Annotated in this window: 19 protein-coding genes; 7 read left to right on the top strand and 12 right to left on the bottom strand. The window is 64.2% G+C overall.

The genetic code is table 11. The features are described 5' to 3' along the window. Positions 1 to 8: 8 nt before the first annotated feature. The 12 genes from P3T16_RS27955 to P3T16_RS27900 form a co-directional block, all read right to left on the bottom strand. A complete protein-coding gene (locus tag P3T16_RS27955) occupies positions 9 to 620 on the bottom strand; it encodes a DUF4126 domain-containing protein (RefSeq protein WP_429257964.1) in 612 nt (203 codons plus the stop codon). 289 nt (positions 621 to 909) lie between these two features. Beyond that, entirely contained in the window at positions 910 to 1,230 is a 321-nt protein-coding gene (gene sugE / locus P3T16_RS27950; protein WP_429344760.1) for a quaternary ammonium compound efflux SMR transporter SugE, read from the bottom strand. Between the two features lie 127 nt (positions 1,231 to 1,357). Next, positions 1,358 to 2,056: a two-component system response regulator KdpE gene (gene kdpE / locus P3T16_RS27945; RefSeq protein WP_429257962.1), complete on the bottom strand. Its 699-nt coding sequence runs from the start codon at positions 2,054 to 2,056 to the stop codon at positions 1,358 to 1,360. Continuing rightward, positions 2,049 to 5,018, bottom strand: a complete 2,970-nt coding sequence (locus P3T16_RS27940; protein WP_429344759.1) for a DUF4118 domain-containing protein — start codon at positions 5,016 to 5,018, stop codon at positions 2,049 to 2,051. The genes kdpE and P3T16_RS27940 overlap by 8 nt, the downstream gene beginning before the upstream one ends. Positions 5,019 to 5,186: 168 nt before the next feature. After that, positions 5,187 to 5,765 (bottom strand): potassium-transporting ATPase subunit KdpC, encoded by a 579-nt coding sequence (kdpC, locus tag P3T16_RS27935; RefSeq protein WP_429344758.1) that lies wholly within the window; start codon positions 5,763 to 5,765, stop codon positions 5,187 to 5,189. 30 nt (positions 5,766 to 5,795) lie between these two features. After that, positions 5,796 to 7,907, bottom strand: coding sequence for a potassium-transporting ATPase subunit KdpB (kdpB, locus tag P3T16_RS27930; protein ID WP_429344757.1), 2,112 nt, complete (start codon positions 7,905 to 7,907; stop codon positions 5,796 to 5,798). Positions 7,908 to 7,940: 33 nt separating this feature from the next. Next, positions 7,941 to 9,746 (bottom strand): potassium-transporting ATPase subunit KdpA, encoded by a 1,806-nt coding sequence (kdpA, locus tag P3T16_RS27925; protein ID WP_429344756.1) that lies wholly within the window; start codon positions 9,744 to 9,746, stop codon positions 7,941 to 7,943. Next, positions 9,743 to 9,835, bottom strand: a complete 93-nt coding sequence (gene kdpF, locus P3T16_RS27920) for a K(+)-transporting ATPase subunit F (protein ID WP_429257957.1) — start codon at positions 9,833 to 9,835, stop codon at positions 9,743 to 9,745. The genes kdpA and kdpF overlap by 4 nt, the downstream gene beginning before the upstream one ends. Continuing rightward, positions 9,832 to 9,945: a potassium ABC transporter ATPase gene (locus P3T16_RS27915; RefSeq protein WP_429257956.1), complete on the bottom strand. Its 114-nt coding sequence runs from the start codon at positions 9,943 to 9,945 to the stop codon at positions 9,832 to 9,834. The genes kdpF and P3T16_RS27915 overlap by 4 nt, the downstream gene beginning before the upstream one ends. 207 nt (positions 9,946 to 10,152) lie before the next feature. After that, the gene (locus tag P3T16_RS27910; protein ID WP_429257955.1) at positions 10,153 to 11,127 is read right to left on the bottom strand and encodes a quinone oxidoreductase family protein; all 975 of its coding nucleotides are present in this window, start codon (positions 11,125 to 11,127) and stop codon (positions 10,153 to 10,155) included. Positions 11,128 to 11,178: 51 nt separating this feature from the next. Then, complete coding sequence (locus tag P3T16_RS27905) at positions 11,179 to 11,568, bottom strand: methylglyoxal synthase (protein ID WP_429344755.1); 390 nt, start codon at positions 11,566 to 11,568, stop codon at positions 11,179 to 11,181. Positions 11,569 to 11,643: 75 nt separating this feature from the next. Continuing rightward, positions 11,644 to 12,423 carry an SDR family oxidoreductase gene (locus P3T16_RS27900; RefSeq protein WP_429344754.1) on the bottom strand — a complete coding sequence of 260 codons (780 nt, stop codon included), beginning with the start codon at positions 12,421 to 12,423 and terminating at the stop codon, positions 11,644 to 11,646. A gap of 272 nt (positions 12,424 to 12,695) precedes the next feature. Between P3T16_RS27900 and upp the strand changes: the two genes are divergently transcribed. From upp to rlmH, 7 genes are all read left to right on the top strand, one after another. Next, on the top strand, positions 12,696 to 13,346 hold the full coding sequence (gene upp / locus P3T16_RS27895) for a uracil phosphoribosyltransferase (protein ID WP_090531435.1): 651 nt from the start codon (positions 12,696 to 12,698) through the stop codon (positions 13,344 to 13,346). A 324-nt stretch (positions 13,347 to 13,670) separates the two neighbouring features. Beyond that, positions 13,671 to 14,399 (top strand): YebC/PmpR family DNA-binding transcriptional regulator, encoded by a 729-nt coding sequence (locus tag P3T16_RS27890; RefSeq protein ID WP_429257951.1) that lies wholly within the window; start codon positions 13,671 to 13,673, stop codon positions 14,397 to 14,399. Positions 14,400 to 14,601: 202 nt separating this feature from the next. After that, a complete protein-coding gene (gene purD / locus P3T16_RS27885) occupies positions 14,602 to 15,876 on the top strand; it encodes a phosphoribosylamine--glycine ligase (protein ID WP_429344753.1) in 1,275 nt (424 codons plus the stop codon). A gap of 244 nt (positions 15,877 to 16,120) precedes the next feature. Continuing rightward, entirely contained in the window at positions 16,121 to 17,044 is a 924-nt protein-coding gene (gene hemF / locus P3T16_RS27880) for an oxygen-dependent coproporphyrinogen oxidase (RefSeq protein ID WP_429257949.1), read from the top strand. A gap of 25 nt (positions 17,045 to 17,069) precedes the next feature. Continuing rightward, positions 17,070 to 17,813 carry a nicotinate-nucleotide adenylyltransferase gene (locus P3T16_RS27875; protein WP_429258034.1) on the top strand — a complete coding sequence of 248 codons (744 nt, stop codon included), beginning with the start codon at positions 17,070 to 17,072 and terminating at the stop codon, positions 17,811 to 17,813. 2 nt (positions 17,814 to 17,815) lie between these two features. Then, positions 17,816 to 18,268 carry a ribosome silencing factor gene (gene rsfS, locus P3T16_RS27870; protein WP_429344752.1) on the top strand — a complete coding sequence of 151 codons (453 nt, stop codon included), beginning with the start codon at positions 17,816 to 17,818 and terminating at the stop codon, positions 18,266 to 18,268. 19 nt (positions 18,269 to 18,287) lie between these two features. Continuing rightward, entirely contained in the window at positions 18,288 to 18,758 is a 471-nt protein-coding gene (gene rlmH, locus P3T16_RS27865; protein ID WP_429344751.1) for a 23S rRNA (pseudouridine(1915)-N(3))-methyltransferase RlmH, read from the top strand. Positions 18,759 to 18,875 lie beyond the last annotated feature (117 nt).

Here is an 18,875-nt window from a genome sequence, read left to right as displayed (position 1 = left end):
CGAATCGCTCAATCGTGCCGGCTCCTGACAAGGCGCGACACCATGTGGTTCGCCATCCCGCGAAAGCCGCCCTGCACGCCGCGCCACAAGCGCGGCAACGCCCACGCGGCCGCCATCAGGAAGCCGGTCAGCAGCAGCAGGAACAGAAACGGCACGAAGAGCGCGAGCAGCAGGCCGCCGAACACAAGCCCATCTTCCGCCGACGAAGCCACCACATTCGACACCGGTTCCGGCGACAGATTGATCAGCGCGCGTGTGCCCGCCTTGGCCAGATGCGCAGTGCCGGCGAGCGTGCCGCCGGCGAGCGCCGCGACCGTCAGCAGCGCCGGATCGGCGTGACCGAGCGCGCCGACAGCGAGCATCGCGCCAGCAGGAATGCGGATGAACGTGTGAATCGCGTCCCAGAGGGAATCGACCGCAGGAATCTTGTCGGCGAGAAATTCAGCAACGGTCAGGATCGCGGCCGCGCCGATCACCCACGGCGACGACAGCACGGAAAGCGTTTCGGGAAGATGGATAAGACCGAGCCGTTCGAAGACACCCGCCAGCAACACGGTCAGATAGAGGCGCAAGCCGCTGCCCCATGAGAGGCCTGCTGCGAGCGAAAGTGGTTCAAGCATGGTTGCCTCCTGACGCGCTGCGCGTGCCGTGCTTCACGCTCGCACGCGCCGTAATGGCGACGTGCATGGCGAATGCGCTGGCCGGCACGATGACGGATCTCGCTGCGCCAGAGCGGTCAATCAGACCCGAAGCGACGCCAGACCAGCCGCGCGAGGCTATTTGTGACTGGATCTGGGTTCATTATAGCCACGTTGATTCGCAGCCCGCTGAATGACCGACCTGGACCTTAGGCCAACGTTGCGCGATGCCCACTCGTCAGAACGGTCGACGAACGGGCACCCGATGCGCTCAGTGCCCCGACGACAGCTTCAGCCCGACGAGACCAGAGACGATCAGCGCCGCGCTGACGACGCGCGCCACGCTCAGCGCTTCGCCCAGCATCACGATGCCGAAGATGAAGGCGCCAACCGCGCCGATCCCCGTCCAGACGGCGTAAGCCGTGCCGAGCGGCAACTGGCGCATGGCCATCGCGAGGAGGACGAAGCTGCCGAGCGCCGTCACGAGCGTGAACGCCGACGGCCAGAAGCGGGTGAAACCTTCGGAGGATTTGAGACCGGCCGCCCACGCGACTTCCAGCAAACCGGCAATCAAAAGAAGAATCCAGGACACGAGGGACCTCCATGGATGAAATGGGGTCGTCCCCGCTGAACAGAACGTGCAAGGTCGTCCTTACACGTCTGTAATTATATCAAGATGAATCTGACCGTGCAGGTCCGGTATATCCGGAGACATATGATCAGCTGGCGCCGACCAGCCGGTAGCCCACACCCGTTTCCGTCACGATATGTTCGGGCTGGGCCGGGTCGCGCTCCAGTTTCTGCCGCAGATGCGCCATGTAGATGCGCAGATAGTGATGACTCTCGACGTGCGACGGCCCCCACACATCGCGCAGCAACTGGCGATGCGTCAGCACGCGGCCGGCGTGGCGCACGAGCGTTGCCAGCAGGCGGTATTCGAGCGGCGTCAGGTGGACCGGCGCACCCTCGCGTGTGACCTGACGCAATGCCAGATCGACCGTGATCTCGCCGAAATGGATCTGCGGTGATTCGTTCGCGCCGCCGTGATTGCGCCGGCGCATGTGGGCGCGAATCCGCGCGAGCAGTTCCGATACACCGAATGGCTTCGTCAGGTAATCGTCGGCGCCCGCGTCGAGGGCGGCGACTTTTTCGCTTTCCTGCGTACGCGCCGACAGCACGATGATCGGCAGTTCGCTCCAGCCGCGCAGTTCGCGGATCACGTCGAGGCCGTCCGTGTCCGGCAGGCCGAGGTCGACGATCACCAGATCGGGTTTGCGCGTGGCCGCTTCCACGAGCCCCTGCTTGCCAGTCTCCGCGTCATAGACCGCCATGCCCTCGCCTTCCAGCGACGTGCGCACGAACCGGCGGATCTGCTTTTCGTCTTCGATCAGGACGACGGTGATGCTCGGGTCACTCATGGGCGGGCTTTGGAGTCGGCTCGGGTTCGGCCGGGGTTTCGTGCGCAATGGTGGACTGTGACACGGCTGATGCGCTCGCGGGCGGCGTGCCTTTCGATGTCTTCAATGCGGCTTCGTCTTCGATCACGTCAGGCGCATTGAACGATTCAAGCGATTCAAGCGATTCAAGCGATTCAAGCGATTCAAGCGACTCCAGCGCATCCGTTCCTTCGGGCGACGGCGGCGGCGTTTCAACCGGCAGCGTGAACCAGAAGCGCGCGCCTTCGATCCGTCCGTCGGACGCCACGCGATTGAACGCGCCGATTGTACCGCCGTGCGCATCGACGATCGCACGGCAGATTGCAAGGCCGAGCCCGATGCCCGGCTTCGCCGATTCCTTCTCGCCGCGCGTGAATTTCTCGAACACGCGCGCTTCCATGCCGGCCGGCAAACCGGGGCCGGCGTCGTCGACGCTCACGCGCACGAACGGTTTACCGTCTTCTTCGATGCGCTCGGCGCCGATCGCGAGCGGCGTATCCAGAGGCGCGTATTTGGCGGCGTTTTCGAACAGGTTCGAAAAGAGACGCTCCATCAACACGGCATCGAGCTGAAGCAACGGCAGATCGAGCGGCAACTTCACCTGCACCGGATGCCGCGCCAGCACGCGACGACACGCACGCAGCGCGGCACCGACCGTCTCTTCGAGCAGCGACCATTGACGGTTCAGCTGCAGCCCGCCCGCCTGGAGCCGCGCCATGTCGAGCAGATTCGTGACGATGCCGGTCATCCGCAGCGCTTCTTCGTGAATCGATTCCACGAGGTCATCGCCCGGTTTCGGCTCGACGTTCGATTCATGCGACTGCGCGAGCATCGACGAAAAACCGACGATGGCCGTGAGCGGCGTGCGCAGATCGTGCGAGATCGCCGACAGCAGTGAATTGCGCAGGCGCTCCGATTCCATGTTCACCAGCGCATCGCGTGCGATGTCGACGTAATGCACGCGTTCGAGCGCCAGCGCAATCTGCGCGGCGAACGCGTCGAGCATGCGCTGCTGTTCAGGCACGTCGAGTTCACGCTCGTCGTGCGTCACGACGGCGAGCACGCCACGCGTGCGCATCGGCGCTTTCAACGGCAGATACAGCGCCGTGGCCGCCGGCAACGTATCGGTGCCGTGGCCGGCCGGCTTCTGCTGGTCGTAGACCCACTGCCCGACGTCGATATCGAGCGCGGCGCCCTCCAGCGTGATGGCGGCGTCGGTTTCCTCGATCTTCTGCTTCACCTGATCGGCGCTGTCCGGCAGCAGGATCGCGACACGCGCCCGGAACACGTCGCTCACGTGCCGGCTACCGATGCCGACGATCTGTTCCGTCGCAAGCGCGGCGGCGAGCTCGCGGGCCATCTCGTACATCGCGCCCGTGCGCTGCTCGCGCCGCCGCGCCACACTCGCCTCGCGCCGCAGGCTCGACGTCAGATGGCTGATCACGAGCGACGTCAGCAGCATGCCGAAGAACGTCAGCAGATATTGCGTATCCGTCACGGACAGCGACATGCGCGGCGGCACAAAGAAGAAATCGAACGCGGCCACGCTCAGGAACGACAGCACGACGCCCGGGCCGCGGCCCAGTTTCGCCGCCGCGAAAATCACGCCGAGCAGATACAGCATGACGAGGTTCGTCAGATCGATGCGATTCTCAAGCTGGCTCGCGACCAGCGTGATGACCGCGCAGATCGCCAGCGCCCACCCATACGCAGCCGGCGGCGAGCGTCGCTCGCGGGCCGCGCTCAATGCGTCGCGCCAGGCGCTTGCGCCGGCATCGAGCGGTCTGCGACGTTCGCTTCCGGCGCTCTCGCTCGCCGCACGGATCAACGTCAGATCGAGATCGCCCGCGCGTTCCGCAATCCGGTCACCCAGCGGCCGACGGATCCAGCGTGTGAATCCCGAGCGCGACGAAGCGCCTGCAACCAGCTTCGACACGTTACGCACGCGTGCATAGCCAATCAGCGCAGCGACGGCATCGTTACCGGCGAGCGTCGCGGTTTCCGCGCCCATCTCCGCGGCAAGCTTCAACGCGTTGAGCGTGCGTTCGCGGCGCGCATCGGGCAGGCGTTGCAGCTTCGGCGTTTCCACATAGACGGCGATCCAGTCAGCCCTGAGGCTGGCGGCGAGACGCGCGGCGCCGCGCACGAGCGTCGGCGCTTCCGGTCCCGGCCCGACGCAGACAAGTAGCCGTTCGCGCGCCTGCCAGATGCGCTGGATCGAACGGTCGGCGCGATACTCGCGCATCTGCGCATCGACGCGATCCGCCGTGCGCCGCAACGCCAGTTCGCGCAACGCGATCAGGTTGCCCTTGCGAAAGAAATTGCGCACCGCGCGCTCGGCCTGCTGCGGCAGATACACCTTGCCGTCACGCATCCGGTCGAGCAGTTCTTCGGCGGGCAGATCGACGAGCGTCACTTCGTCGGCGCCATCGAACACGCGGTCGGGCACTGTCTCCCAGACGCGGATGCCGGTAATCGCGCCCACCACATCGTTGAGGCTTTCCAGATGCTGGACGTTGACTGTCGTGTAGACATCGATGCCGGCATCGAGCAGTTCGTGGACATCCTGCCAGCGCTTCAGATGCCGTGCGCCCGGTACGTTCGAATGCGCGAGTTCGTCGACGAGGATCAGTTGCGGTTTGCGGGCGATCGCAGCGTCCAGATCGAATTCGCCGAGCTTGCGGCCACGATATTCGATGGGCGCGAGCGGCAGCACATCGAGGCCATCGAGCAGCGCCGCAGTCTCCATGCGCCCGTGCGTCTCCGCAATGCCCACGACCACATCGACGCCTTCGTCGGCGCGACGGCGCGCGGCCTGCAACATCGCATACGTTTTCCCCACGCCCGCCGACGCGCCGAAGAAAATCTTCAGCTTGCCGCGCAGGCTTCTGGCTTCCTCGCGTTGCAGCTTGTCGAGGAGCGCGTCGGGATCGGGTCGGTTCATGCGTGGTCGTTTTAATGTTGCCGCCGCGGCGTGCGCGCGAACGGCGGGTCATCCGTGCATGGTCGCACGCCGGCAAGACAACTGCAATTTGAGGGCTTTCAGCGGGAAAGACAAAAGGCGGCGCCGCAGCGCCGCCCCGACCTGCACCTGCACGCCTCTCGTCAAAACCTATCCGTGATGCTCAGCGTCGAGCGCGAGATTCAATTGCAGCACGTTCACGCGCGCCTCGCCCAGGATGCCGAACTGACGGCCACTTGTATAACGGTCCACCAGCGCCTGCACGTCGTTCACATTCATCTTGCGCGCTTTCGCGATGCGGTCGATCTGATACGCCGCCGCAGCCGGGCTGATCTCAGGATCGAGACCGCTGGCCGACGACGTCACCAGATCGACCGGCACCGGCTGCGACATGTCGGTACCGGCCGCCTTCAGTGCATCGATGCGGCCCTTGACCTCATCGGTGAGCGCCGGGTTGAGCGGGCCGAGATTGGAGCCGGACGAACCCTGCGCGTTGTACGGCATCGGCGACGTTGCCGACAGACGGCCCCAGAAGTACTGCGGCGCATCGAACTGCTGGCCGATCAGCTTCGAGCCGACCACCTTTCCGTTCGCCTCGACGAGACTGCCGTTGGCCTGATCGTTGAACGCAGCCTGCCCCACCGCGGTCATGACAGCGGGATAAGCGAGACCCGTGACCGCGCTGAGTACGGCAAAGATCACGATCAGCGGACGAAATAACGATTTCATGATGAGTAATTCCCTTTAGACCGGGTCTGGTTAAACCCAGCCGAATGCGTTCAGAACCATGTCGATCAGCTTGATGAACGGGAACGGCAGCAGGATGCCGCCCAGCCCGTACACCAGCAGATTGCGGCGCAGCAGCGACGCCGCACCCAGCGGCCGATATTTCACGCCTTTGAGCGCAAGCGGAATCAGCGCAACGATGATCAGCGCGTTGAAAATCACCGCTGAAAGAATGGCCGACGACGGCGAGCTCAAATGCATCACGTCGAGCACCCGCAGTTGCGGATACGTCGTTGCGAACGCGGCCGGGATGATCGCGAAGTACTTGGCGACGTCGTTGGCAATCGAGAACGTCGTGAGCGAACCGCGCGTCATCAGCATCTGCTTGCCGATTTCAACGATCTCGATCAGCTTGGTCGGATTCGAATCGAGGTCGACCATGTTGCCGGCTTCCTTCGCGGCCTGCGTGCCGGTGTTCATCGCCACCGCGACGTCGGCCTGCGCGAGCGCCGGGGCGTCGTTGGTGCCGTCGCCGGTCATTGCGACGAGCCGCCCTTCGGCCTGGTGTGCGCGAATCGTCGACAGCTTCGCTTCCGGCGTGGCTTCGGCGAGGAAATCGTCGACGCCCGCTTCGGCTGCGATGGCCGCCGCTGTCAGACGATTGTCGCCGGTCACCATCACCGTCTTGATGCCCATCTTGCGCAGTTCGGCAAAGCGTTCCTTGATGCCGCCCTTTACGACGTCCTTCAGTTCGATCACGCCCAGCACGCGTGCAGCGCCTTCGACCTGTTCGGCAACGACGAGCGGCGTGCTGCCACGGCGTGCAACTTCCGCGACGGCGTTGCTGACTTCAGTCGGATAACGGCCGCCATGGGCTTCGACGTAGTGCTTGATGGCATCGGCGGCGCCCTTGCGGATCTCGCGGCCCGGCGCCCCGGAGGAAGTCCCCGTGGGGGACAGGTCCACACCGCTCATCCGGGTCTGCGCGCTGAACGAGAGAAACACCGGATGCAGCGTTGCCAGGTCGCGCTGGCGGATGTTGAAGCGCTGTTTCGCGAGCACGACGATGCTGCGGCCTTCCGGCGTTTCGTCGGAAAGCGACGACAGTTGCGCGGCATCTGCGAGCGCTTCTTCCGTCACGCCCGGCGCAGGCAGGAACAGCGACGCCTGACGGTTGCCCAGCGTGATCGTGCCGGTCTTGTCGAGCAGCAGCACGTCGACGTCGCCGGCGGCTTCCACCGCGCGGCCCGAGGTGGCGATCACGTTGGCCTGCATCATGCGGCTCATGCCGGCCACGCCGATCGCGGACAACAGACCGCCGATGGTGGTCGGGATCAGGCACACCAGCAGCGCGACCAGCGCCGTAATCGTCACCACGTGACCCATCTTCGCGGCTTCGACGGAGAACATCGAGAACGGCAGCAGCGTCGCGGTGGCGAGCAGCATCACGATCGTCAGCGCGACGAGCAGGATCGTCAGGGCGATTTCGTTCGGCGTCTTCTGACGCTTTGCGCCTTCGACCATCGCGATCATGCGGTCGAGGAACGCCTCACCCGGATTCGCGGTGACACGCACGACGATCCAGTCCGACAGCACGCGCGTGCCGCCCGTCACCGACGAGAAGTCGCCGCCCGACTCGCGGATCACCGGTGCGGATTCGCCCGTGATCGCCGATTCGTCGACCGATGCGACGCCTTCGATCACTTCGCCATCGGCCGGAATCACGTCGCCGGTTTCGACCAGCACGACGTCTCCGCGGCGCAGATCGGTAGCCGTCATGATGCGGATCGGCGACTTCGGATGCGGCTCGTTGAGCTTCTTCGCCATCACGTCTTTCTTCGCGCTACGCAGCGACGCGGCCTGGGCCTTCGAACGGCCTTCAGCCAGCGCCTCCGCGAAGTTCGCGAACAGCACCGTGAACCACAGCCACAGCGTGATCGCGAGTATGAAGCCCGCGGGCGCCTCGGCCTCACCGACTAGCGCGGCGATCCAGAGAATCGTCGTCAGGATGCTGCCGACGTACACACAAAACATCACGGGGTTGCGGAACTGCGTGCGCGGCGTGAGTTTTCTGAAAGAGTCCGCGATCGCCGGGCGCACCAGCGCCGGGTCGAACATGGACCGGGTTGCAGAATGGTCAGTCATTTTCTTTTGTCCGAATTCCAGTGAAATGCCACATCAATGGCCGACGATCATCATCAGATGTTCGACACCGGGCCCGAGCGCAAGGGCAGGCACATACGTCAGCGCGCCTACCAGCAGCACGGTGCCCAGCAGCAGGACCACGAACAGCGGACCGTGCGTCGGCAGCGTGCCGCCCGTTACGGCGATGCGCTTCTTCGCGGCGAGCGAACCGGCAATCGCCAGCACCGGCACGATCGAGCCGAAGCGGCCAAACCACATCGCGATACCGAGGAGCCAGTTGTAGAACGGCGTGCTCACAGTCAGGCCAGCGAATGCGCTGCCGTTGTTGTTCGCAGCGGAACTGAACGCGTAGAGGATTTCGGAGAAACCGTGCGCACCGGGGTTCGCGATACCAGCCTTGCCTGCATCCGTGAGCACCGCGATCGAGGTGCCGACGAGCACGAGCAGCGGCGTCAGCAGCACGACGATCGACACCATCTTCATCTCGTACGATTCGATCTTCTTGCCGACGTATTCCGGCGTGCGGCCGATCATCAGCCCCGCGACGAACACGGCGAGCAGCGCGAATACGAGCATCCCGTAGAGACCGGAACCGACGCCACCGAAGATCACTTCGCCGAGCTGGATCAGCAGCATCGGAATCAGGCCGCCAAGCGGTGTCAGCGAATCGTGCATGGTGTTGACCGCACCGCACGAAGCCGCGGTCGTGGCCACGGTAAAGATGCCGGACTGCGCGATACCGAAGCGTGTTTCCTTGCCTTCCATATTGCCGCCCGCCTGCAGCGCGCTGGCCGACTGGTCGACGTGCAATGCAGTCAACGCGGGATTGCCGCGCTGTTCAGAGCCGATTTCACCGGCCACGCAGACAGCAAACGCGATCGCCATCACGGCGAGCACGGCGATGCCCTGCTTGCGGTCCGCGATCATCTGTCCGAACACGAGACACAGCGACGCCGGAATCAGCAGCATCGAGAAGATCTGCAGGAAGTTGGCGAACGGCGTCGGGTTTTCATACGGATGCGCCGAGTTGCCGTTGAAGAAGCCGCCACCGTTCGTGCCGAGCATCTTGATCGCTTCCTGCGAAGCCACCGGACCCATGGCGATGGTCTGCGTCTTCACCGGCGTATCGACCGTGACCGGATTACCCTTTGCGTCCTTCACCGGGTTGCCTTGCGCGTCGAGCTTCGGCGCGGCGTAGGTCGTGGTTTGCAGCGTCGGCACGTCCTGATACGACTTGAAGTTCTGGATCACGCCCTGGCTCATGAACAGCCCGGCGAGCACGATCGACATCGGCAGGAGCACGTACATCGTGACCCGCGTGATATCGACCCAGAAGTTGCCGATGGTCTGCGCCGTATGCCGCGCGAAACCGCGGATCAACGCGATCACCACGACGATGCCCGTTGCCGCAGACAGGAAGTTCTGCACCGTGAAGCCGAGCATCTGCGCGAGATAGCCGACGGTCTGTTCTGGCGAGTAATCCTGCCAGTTCGTGTTAGTGACAAAGCTGACGGCCGTGTTGAACGCGCCGTCGGCGGTCATCGCACTGAACTGCTGCGGATTGCCCGGCAACCAGCCCTGCACGCGCAGCAGCAGGTACAGGAATGCGACACCGAACACGTTGAACGCGAGCGTTGCGATCGCGTAATGTTTCCAGCTCATTTCCGTCGACGGATCGACGCCCGCGATGCGATACAGCAACCGCTCGATCGGACCGCCGAAACGCACGGCGCGCGAGGTGCCATCCATCACCTTCGTGATGTAGCGCGAGACGGGCACTGCCGCGGCCAGCAGGACGACGAGAAAGAGGACGCTTTGCAGGACATTGTTCGAGTTCATTCAATGTCCTCCGCGCGCAGCAGCGCATAGACGAGATAGGCGAACAGCAACGCTGTTGCCGTGCCCGAAAGCCACAGGATCCAGGTCATGAGCGCACTCCCTGGCCACGGCGGAACTGCATCAACTTCTCGCAGCCGGCGATCAATGCAAAGGTCAGCGCTGAGAAAAGCACCAGGCCCCCGATGTACAGCACATCCATTTAGCGTTCTCCATGTACGGACTTTGGATGGCTGCCAAGATATGCCGATCGGCGTAAAGGACGGGTCAAAGCTGTCAGTCGTCGTATAAAAAACGCGTAAACGTACAAAGGCCGCGCCCGGTTTTCCGGGGCGCGGCCTTTGTGCGTTCTGCTTTTACTGCTTCTTACTGCCTTGTCGCGTACGTCACATACGTCACATACGTTACGTCAAGGTAGCAAAACCGTCGAACCCGTCGTGCGCCGGCCTTCGAGATCGGCGTGCGCCTTTGCCACATCAGGCAACGCGTAACGCTGGTTCACGCTCGTCTTCACCTTGCCCGTCACGAGCACATCGAAGAGTTCCGCGGCCATTGCGTCATAGTCGGCGCGCTTGCCGATGTACGTAAAGAGTGTCGGCCGCGTAAAGAACAGCGAACCCCGTCCGGCGAATTCGGACGAATCGATCGGCGGCAGCGGTCCCGATGCGTTGCCGAAGCTCACGAACATCCCAAGTGGCGCGAGGCAGTCGAGCGAGGCCGTAAACGTGTCCTTGCCAATCGAATCGTAGACGACCGGCACGCCCGCGCCGTTCGTGATCTCGCGCACGCGCTTCGTGAAGTTCTCGCGTGTGTAGACGATCGGATGATCGCAGCCGTGCGCTTTCGCGATTTCCGCTTTTTCGTCGGAGCCGACCGTGCCGATCACCGTCGCGCCCAGCGCTTTCGCCCACTGGCATGCAAGCAGACCAACGCCGCCCGCAGCAGCCTGGATCAGGATCGTGTCACCGGCTTTCACCGGGTACGTGCGCCGCAAAAGATACTGCGCGGTCAGGCCTTGCAGCATGACCGATGCGGCGTCTTCATAGCTGATCGCGTCCGGCAGCTTCACGACCTGCGCGGCGGGCAGCACGCGCTCCTGCGCATAGGCGCCTGGTGGACGCGCGACGTAGGCAACACGGTCGCCCGCCTTCACGTCCTTCACGCCCGCGCCGACTTCCGTCACCTCGCCCGCGGCTTCCATGCCGAGGCCGCCCGGCAGCGGCAGCGGATACAGGCCCGTACGGAAGTAGATGTCGATGTAGTTGAGGCCGACCGCATGCTGCTTGATGCGGATCTCGCCCTCGCCCGGCTTGCCCACCTCGACGTCGACCCACTTCATCACTTCCGGGCCGCCCGTCTTGTCGAATCGGATCGCTTTGGCCATGCTGTCTCCTGATGTTGCGATTTACCTGAAAATTGTCCGGGAAAGACGGCGTCAGATCTTCTGCGTGAGACGCAGCGTCAGCACGTCGAGAATCATCCGCGCGGTCGAGATGTTCGTTGCGCACGGGATGTTGTGCACGTCGCAGGCGCGCACCAGCGCGTTGATATCGGGTTCGTGCGGCTGCGGCGTCATGGGGTCGCGCAGGAAGATCACCATGTCGACCTTGCCTTCGGCGAGCTGCGCGCCGATCTGCAGGTCGCCGCCGTGCGGGCCCGACAGCATCCGCTCGACCGTCAGACCGTGCGCCGCGGCGATGCGCGTGCCGGTCGTGCCTGTCGCGACGAGTTCGCAACGCGCGAGCGTATCGACGTATTCGCCGGCGAGCTGGACGATGTCATCCTTCTTGTGATCGTGCGCGATCAGCGCGACGCGGGTTGTCATGAAGCGATACTCCTCAGTGTGTTGTTATGGTTGGGTGTTGCTTCGACAGCCTTGAATAGCGACAGCGGCGGTTTTCTAGAACGTGCCCGGATAGGCGCCGCCGTCGATCAGCCAGTTCTGGCCGGTAATGTAACCGGCATGGGTGCTGCACAGGAACGCGCAGGCGCGGCCGAATTCGTCGGACGTGCCGAAGCGCCCCACGGGAATCGCCGCCATCCGGCGCTTGCGCGATTCTTCGATCGAGATGTCATGCGCCTTAGCCTGCGCCTCGATCGTCGTGACGATGCGGTCGGTATCGAACATGCCCGGCAGCAGATTGTTGATCGTCACGCCCTGCGGCGCGACCTTGCGCGCGAGGCCCGCGACGAAGCCCGTCAGCCCCGAGCGCGCGCCGTTCGACAGTCCGAGCACGTCGATCGGCGCCTTGACCGCCGAGCTCGTGATATTGACGATGCGTCCAAAATTGCGGCCGATCATGCCGTCGATCGTCGCGCGCATCAGTTCGATCGGCGTCAGCATGTTGGCTTCGAGCGCGCGAATCCAGTCTTCGTGTGTGAACTGGCGGAAGTCGCCCGACGGCGGGCCGCCCGCGTTGTTGACGAGGATATCCGGCTGCGGACACGCGGCGATTGCCGCGGCGCGGCCTTCGGCCGTGGTGATGTCGCAGGCGACCGCTTTGACCTCGACGCCGGTGTTCTTGCGGATGTCGGCGGCTGTGGCTTCGAGCGTCGCCGCTGTGCGCGCGACGATCACCAGGTTCACGCCTTCGGCGGCGAGCGCTTCGGCGCAGCCGCGCCCGAGACCCTTGCTCGCCGCGCACACCAGCGCGGTCCGTCCTGCGATGCCCATGTCCATGTGCGTGTCCTTTCTGTTCAGTGTGGGAAATGGAATGATGGTTTTGCCAGGGCCGGCGCGCCGCGTCTGCCTCGCGTAGCACCCATCGCGCCGTACTGATGCCCCGATTCTAGAAGAATCGCGGGCGCGCTGCCGGGGCTTGCCTCGCAATCTCCGGTATCTTCCGGCGGCACTTTCGGTAAACTTGCAGCCGTGGCGCGCGCGGCCGGCCGGTTTTCCGGCGCCGCAGACGTGCCAGCCGATCCCTCTTGCCGCCGCTTGCGCCCACAGCCATGACACAGGACAGCCGTTTTCCCAATCTTTTCATCCTCGATCACCCGCTGATCCAGCACAAGCTGTCGCACATGCGCGACCGGGACACATCGACACGTACGTTCCGCGAGCTGCTGCGCGAGATTACGCTGCTGATGGGCTACGAAATCACCCGCAACCTGCCGATGACGACGCGCCCGGTCTCGACACCGCTGGTCGACATCGACGCGCCGGTGATCGCCGGCAAGAAGCTGGCGATCGTGCCGGTGCTGCGGGCGGGCATCGGCATGTCGGACGGGCTGCTGGAACTGATTCCGTCGGCGCGCGTCGGCCATATCGGCGTGTACCGGGCGGACGATCACCGGCCGGTCGAATATCTGGTGCGCCTGCCGGATCTGGAAGACCGGATCTTCATCCTGTGCGATCCGATGGTCGCGACCGGCTATTCGGCGGTGCACGCGGTCGATGTGCTCAAGCGCCGCAACGTGCCGGGCGAAAACATCATGTTCCTCGCGCTGGTGGCCGCGCCGGAGGGCGTCCAGGTGTTCCAGGACGCGCATCCGGACGTGAAGCTGTATGTCGCTTCGCTGGATTCGCATCTGAACGAGCACGCGTACATCGTGCCCGGTCTGGGCGATGCCGGCGACCGGTTGTTCGGGACGAAGAACTGAGGGTTGGCGTCGGCGTCAGGCCGGCACCACGGAAAACCCGAGGCGCCTGCCCAGCGCCGAGAACGCCGACGCGGCCGGGTCGATCTTCGTCCTCTGCGCGCCGGGGGTTTGACGGCATTTCCCCGCCCTTACCCCCTGCCGCCTCGCGCCGGCATGATAAAATTCGAATCCGCTCATCACGCGGCGCGAACCGGCCCCGAACCGGCCTCGAACCTCTCGCGTACCTGTGAAGCGCGCCTCGCGCGTGCGTGATCAAGCAGCGAAAACGCATCGACAAATCGGATTAATGCGTGCGCCCGTCCGGCGCATGCGACGGAGAAAGTAATGGCGGGTCATTCGAAATGGGCCAACATCAAGCATAAGAAGGCGGCGACCGATGCCAAACGCGGCAAGATCTGGACGCGGCTGATCAAGGAAATTCAGGTCGCAGCCCGCATGGGCGGCGGCGATGCCGACACGAATCCGCGTCTGCGGCTCGCCGTCGACAAGGCGTACGACGCCAACATGCCGAAGGACAACATCAACCGCGCGATCCAGCGTGGCGTGGGTGGCGTCGACGGCGCAAACTACGAAGAAATCCGCTACGAAGGCTACGGCATCGGCGGCGCGGCGATCATCGTCGATACGATGACCGACAACCGCACGCGCACCGTCGCGGAAGTTCGCCACGCGTTCTCGAAGTTCGGCGGCAACATGGGCACGGACGGCTCGGTGTCGTTCATGTTCGATCACGTCGGCCAGTTCCTGTTCGCACCCGGCACGCCGGAAGACAAGTTGATGGAAGCCGCGCTCGAAGCCGGCGCCGACGATGTCGTCACGAACGAAGACGGCAGCATCGAAGTCGTCTGCCCGGCAAACGATTTCCCGAAGGTGAAGGCTGCGCTGGAAGCCGCCGGCTTCAAGGCAGAAGTCGCTGAGGTCACGATGAAGCCGCAGACGGAAGTCGAATTCACCGGCGACGACGCGGCAAAAATGCAGAAACTGCTCGACGCCCTGGAAAATCTGGACGACGTGCAGGAAGTCTATACAAACGCGGCCATCGCCGACGAATGAGCGTGGTGCGCGGCACAGCCGGCCGGGCGCCCTCTGCGCGCCGCCCGCCGGCGCCGCGCCCGCGCTGTGCGAGGCTGCTGTGCGATGCGCCGCCCGGTTCGCGCGCGTCCCGCAGCGGTTGCGTTGAGTGCAGTTATTGCGGCAAACCACGGCTGACGCAGGCGCGTCGGCCGTCACTGTTTTTTAGTCTTCGGGGAATCACATGAAGTTACTCGTCGTCGGGTCCGGCGGTCGCGAACACGCGCTCGCATGGAAGCTCGCGCAGTCGCCGCGCGTTCAGCTTGTCTACGTTGCCCCGGGCAACGGCGGCACCGCGCAGGACGAGCGTCTGCGCAACGTCGATATCACCGATCTGAACGAGCTTGCGGATTTCGTCGAGAAAGAACAGATCGCCTTCACGCTGGTCGGGCCGGAAACGCCGCTCGCCGCAGGCATCGTCAATCTGTTCCGCTCGCGTGGTCTGAAGATTTTCGGGCCGTCGAGGGAAGCTGCGCAACTCGAAAGCTCGAAGGATTTCGCGAAGGCCTTCATGAAGCGTCACGCGATTCCGACCGCCGAATACGAAACCTTCGCCGATGTCGCCGCCGCGCACGCATATCTGGATTCGAAGGGCGCGCCGATCGTCATCAAGGCGGACGGCCTCGCCGCCGGCAAGGGCGTCGTGGTCGCGACCACGCTTGAAGAAGCGCACACCGCCGTCGACATGATGCTGTCGGACAACAAGCTCGGCGATGCCGGCGCGCGCGTCGTGATCGAAGAATTCCTGGAAGGCGAGGAAGCGAGCTTCATCGTGATGGTCGACGGCAAGCACGTGCTGGCGCTCGCATCGAGCCAGGATCACAAGCGTCTCCTGGACGCCGATCAGGGCCCGAACACGGGCGGCATGGGCGCGTACTCGCCCGCGCCGATCGTCACGCCGCAACTGCATGCTCGCGTGATGCGCGAGATCATTCTGCCGACCGTGCGCGGGATGGAAAAGGAAGGCATCCGCTTTACCGGCTTCCTGTACGCCGGCCTGATGATCGACGCGCAGGGCAACCCGAAGACGCTCGAATTCAACTGCCGCATGGGCGACCCGGAAACGCAGCCGATCATGGCGCGTCTGAAGGGCGATTTTTCGAAGGTCGTCGAACAGGCGATCGCGGGCACGCTCGATACGGTCGAACTGGAGTGGGATCGCCGGACGGCGCTCGGCGTCGTGCTGGCCGCGCACAACTATCCGGACACGCCGAGGAAGGGCGACCGCATCGGCGACATTCCGCCTGAAGCCGTCGATTCAGTGACGTTCCATGCAGGCACGACACTGAAGGACGGCAAGCTCGTGACGTCGGGCGGGCGCGTGCTGTGCGTGGTGGGCCTCGCGGATTCGGTGCGCAGCGCGCAGTCGGTTGCGTACGAAACGATCAACCAGATCTCGTTCGACGGCATGCAGTACCGTCGCGACATCGGTTATCGCGCGGTCAACCGCAAGCACTGAACCCGCAGCGCAGCATGGCGCTCTTCGCAGGGAACGCTACACTTCGGGGTGTCCCGCGGTGTAGCGGCTTGACCGGTGGCGCTCTCTGCCGCCCGCTGCAAATCGATTCAGGCGGCGCGTTGGGGTGAATTCCCAGGTGAATTCCCGGGAGAATTTCCGGGTTGGATTTCCGGACGCCCCACCCGCCTCATCACCGCCCATTCATGAACCCGTGGCCTGACTATCCGGCCGCAGATCAACATCCATGACCGATTCAACCTGTGACGTACAGGCCGTCCGCGTGTGGCTTCAGGGCCTGCAGACGCACATCGCCGATACACTCGGCGCTTTCGACGGTACGCCTTTCGCCACCGATACGTGGCAGCGCGCGCCCGGCGAGAAGCTGCGCGGCGGCGGCTGCACGCGGATTCTGGAAGGCGGCAACTTCTTCGAGCGCGCGGGCATCGGTTTTTCGGATGTGGCCGGCGATGCATTGCCGGGCTCGGCCAGCGCGGCACGACCGCAGCTCGCCGGACGCGGTTTTGAAGCGATGGGCGTGTCGCTCGTGCTGCATCCGCACAATCCGTATTGCCCGACCGTGCACATGAACGTGCGTATGCTGATCGCGACGAAACCCGGCGAAGCGCCTGTTTTCTGGTTCGGCGGCGGCATGGACCTGACGCCCTACTACGGCTACGAGGAAGACGCGCGGCATTTTCACCAGGTTTGCCGCGATTCGCTGCAGCCGTACGGCGCGGACCTCTACCCGCGCTTCAAGCAATGGTGCGACGAGTATTTCTTCCTGAAGCACCGCAACGAAACGCGCGGCATCGGCGGGATTTTCTTCGACGACTTCGCTGAACCCGGCTTTGACCGTTCGTTCGAGATGCTGAAAAGCGTCGGCGATGCGTTCCTGAAGGCTTATATGCCGATCATCGAAAAGCGCCGTTCGCAGCCGTATGGCAAAGCGGAGCGCGATTTCCAGGCGTACCGACGTGGCCGTTATGTCGAGTTCAACCTGGTCTTCGACCGTGGCACACTGTTTGGGCTACAAAGCGGCGGACGCACCGAATCGATCCTGATATCGATGCCGCCTGTGGTGAACTGGCGCTATAACTGGCAGCCGGAGCCGGGCACGCCGGAAGCGCGCCTGTATTCCGACTTTCTCGTGCCGCGCGAGTGGGTCTGAGCCCGGCCGTCGCCCGCCAGTCAGCCTGAACGCACCGTCACCGTCACGAAAGGACCCGCACCTGAATCCGAACGCTCATCCTGTCGCGCTGCCTCGCCGGATTGGTCTGCTCGGCGGCACCTTCGATCCGATCCACGACGGCCACCTCGCGCTCGCGCGGCGTTTCGCCGACGTGTTGCGTCTGACCGAACTCGTGCTGCTGCCCGCGGGCCAGCCGTGGCAGAAAGCGGACGTGTCGGCGGCAAAACACCGGCTCGCGATGACGCGCGCGGCGTCCCGATCGCTCGTGCTGCCGGGCGTCAAGGTGAGCGTCGCGACCGATGAAATCGAGCACCACGGTCCGACCTACACCGTCGATACGCTGCAACGCTGGCGTGAACGCGAAGGCGCGGACGTCTCGCTGTCGCTCCTGGTCGGCGCCGACCAGCTCGTGCATCTCGACACGTGGCGCGACTGGAAACGGCTCTTCGACTACGCGCACATCTGCGCCGCGACGCGACCCGGTTTTGAATTGACGACGATCCCGCCAGTGGTGGCCGACGAGATCGCCGCGCGCAAGGCCAGCGCGGAAGTTTTGCAGGGAACCCCCTGCGGCCATCTGCTGATCGATACGACGCTTGCGTTCGACGTTTCGGCCACCGACATCCGCTCGCATCTGCGCGAGCGGCTCCAGCACCACGCGGGCGGCAACATCCTGGACAGCGCAGTCAGCCACGTCCCTGAAGCCGTGTGGGACTATATTCTTCAACATCATCTGTACCATCGGTAAATATGGATATTCGCAAACTGCAACGCGTGATCGTCGACGCCCTCGAAGACGTGAAAGGGCAAGACATCAGGGTGTTCAACACCACCCATCTGACCTCGCTGTTCGACCGCGTGATTGTCGCGAGCGGTACGTCGAACCGGCAGACCAAGTCGCTGGCTTCCAGCGTGCGTGAAAAGGTCAAGGAAAACGGCGGCGACGTGATCAGCACCGAGGGCGAGGACATCGGCGAATGGGTGCTGGTCGATTGCGGCGACGCGGTCGTACACATCCTGCAACCGGCGCTGCGCCAGTACTACAACCTCGAGGAAATCTGGGGTGACAAGCCGGTGCGCATCAAGCTGTCGACCCCGAACCCGTTCGGCGGCGCCCGCGCAAGCGAGCCGCTCGACGACGAGGAAGAAGACGAAGCGCCGGCCGCGAAGCCCGCACGCAAGGCACCGGCACGTCGTCGCTGATCGCTGGCAGGACGTTGCTGTGAAGCTGCATATCCTCGCCGTCGGCCACAAGATGCCGGACTGGATCGCCACCGGTTTCGACGAGTACGCGAAGCGCATGCCACCCGAGCTGCGCATCGAGCTACGCGAGATCAAGCCGGAGCAGCGTTCGTCGGGCCGCCCGGCCGGGAGCGTGATGGCTGCCGAGCGTGTCAGGATCGAAGCCGCGTTGCCGAAGAACGCGCGCATCGTCGCGCTCGACGAACACGGCCGCGACTGGACCACGATGCAGCTGGCCGGCGCCCTGCCCGGCTGGCAGCAGGATGGGCGCGACGTCGCGTTTTTGATCGGCGGTGCGGACGGGCTCGATCCTGAGCTGAAAGCACGCGCCGATATGATGCTGCGCGTCTCCAGTCTGACACTCCCGCATGCGATGGTCCGCGTGCTGCTCGCCGAACAGCTTTACCGGGCGTGGACCATCACGCAAAATCATCCCTATCACCGCGCGTGAGCGCCGGGCGACCGCTAGCCTCTGACCTCGATCCCACAGTGTGACGGTCCCGTTTCGCTTCGGTCGCTTTCATGCGTGCCTCATGCGATTTGCTCTAACGAGATTAACGAGATCCGT

It is taken from the genome of Paraburkholderia sp. GAS42 (assembly GCF_050436565.1).
In the GTDB taxonomy this organism is placed as follows: Bacteria; Pseudomonadota; Gammaproteobacteria; order Burkholderiales; family Burkholderiaceae; genus Paraburkholderia.
This window is presented reverse-complemented; position numbering and strand designations above follow the sequence as displayed.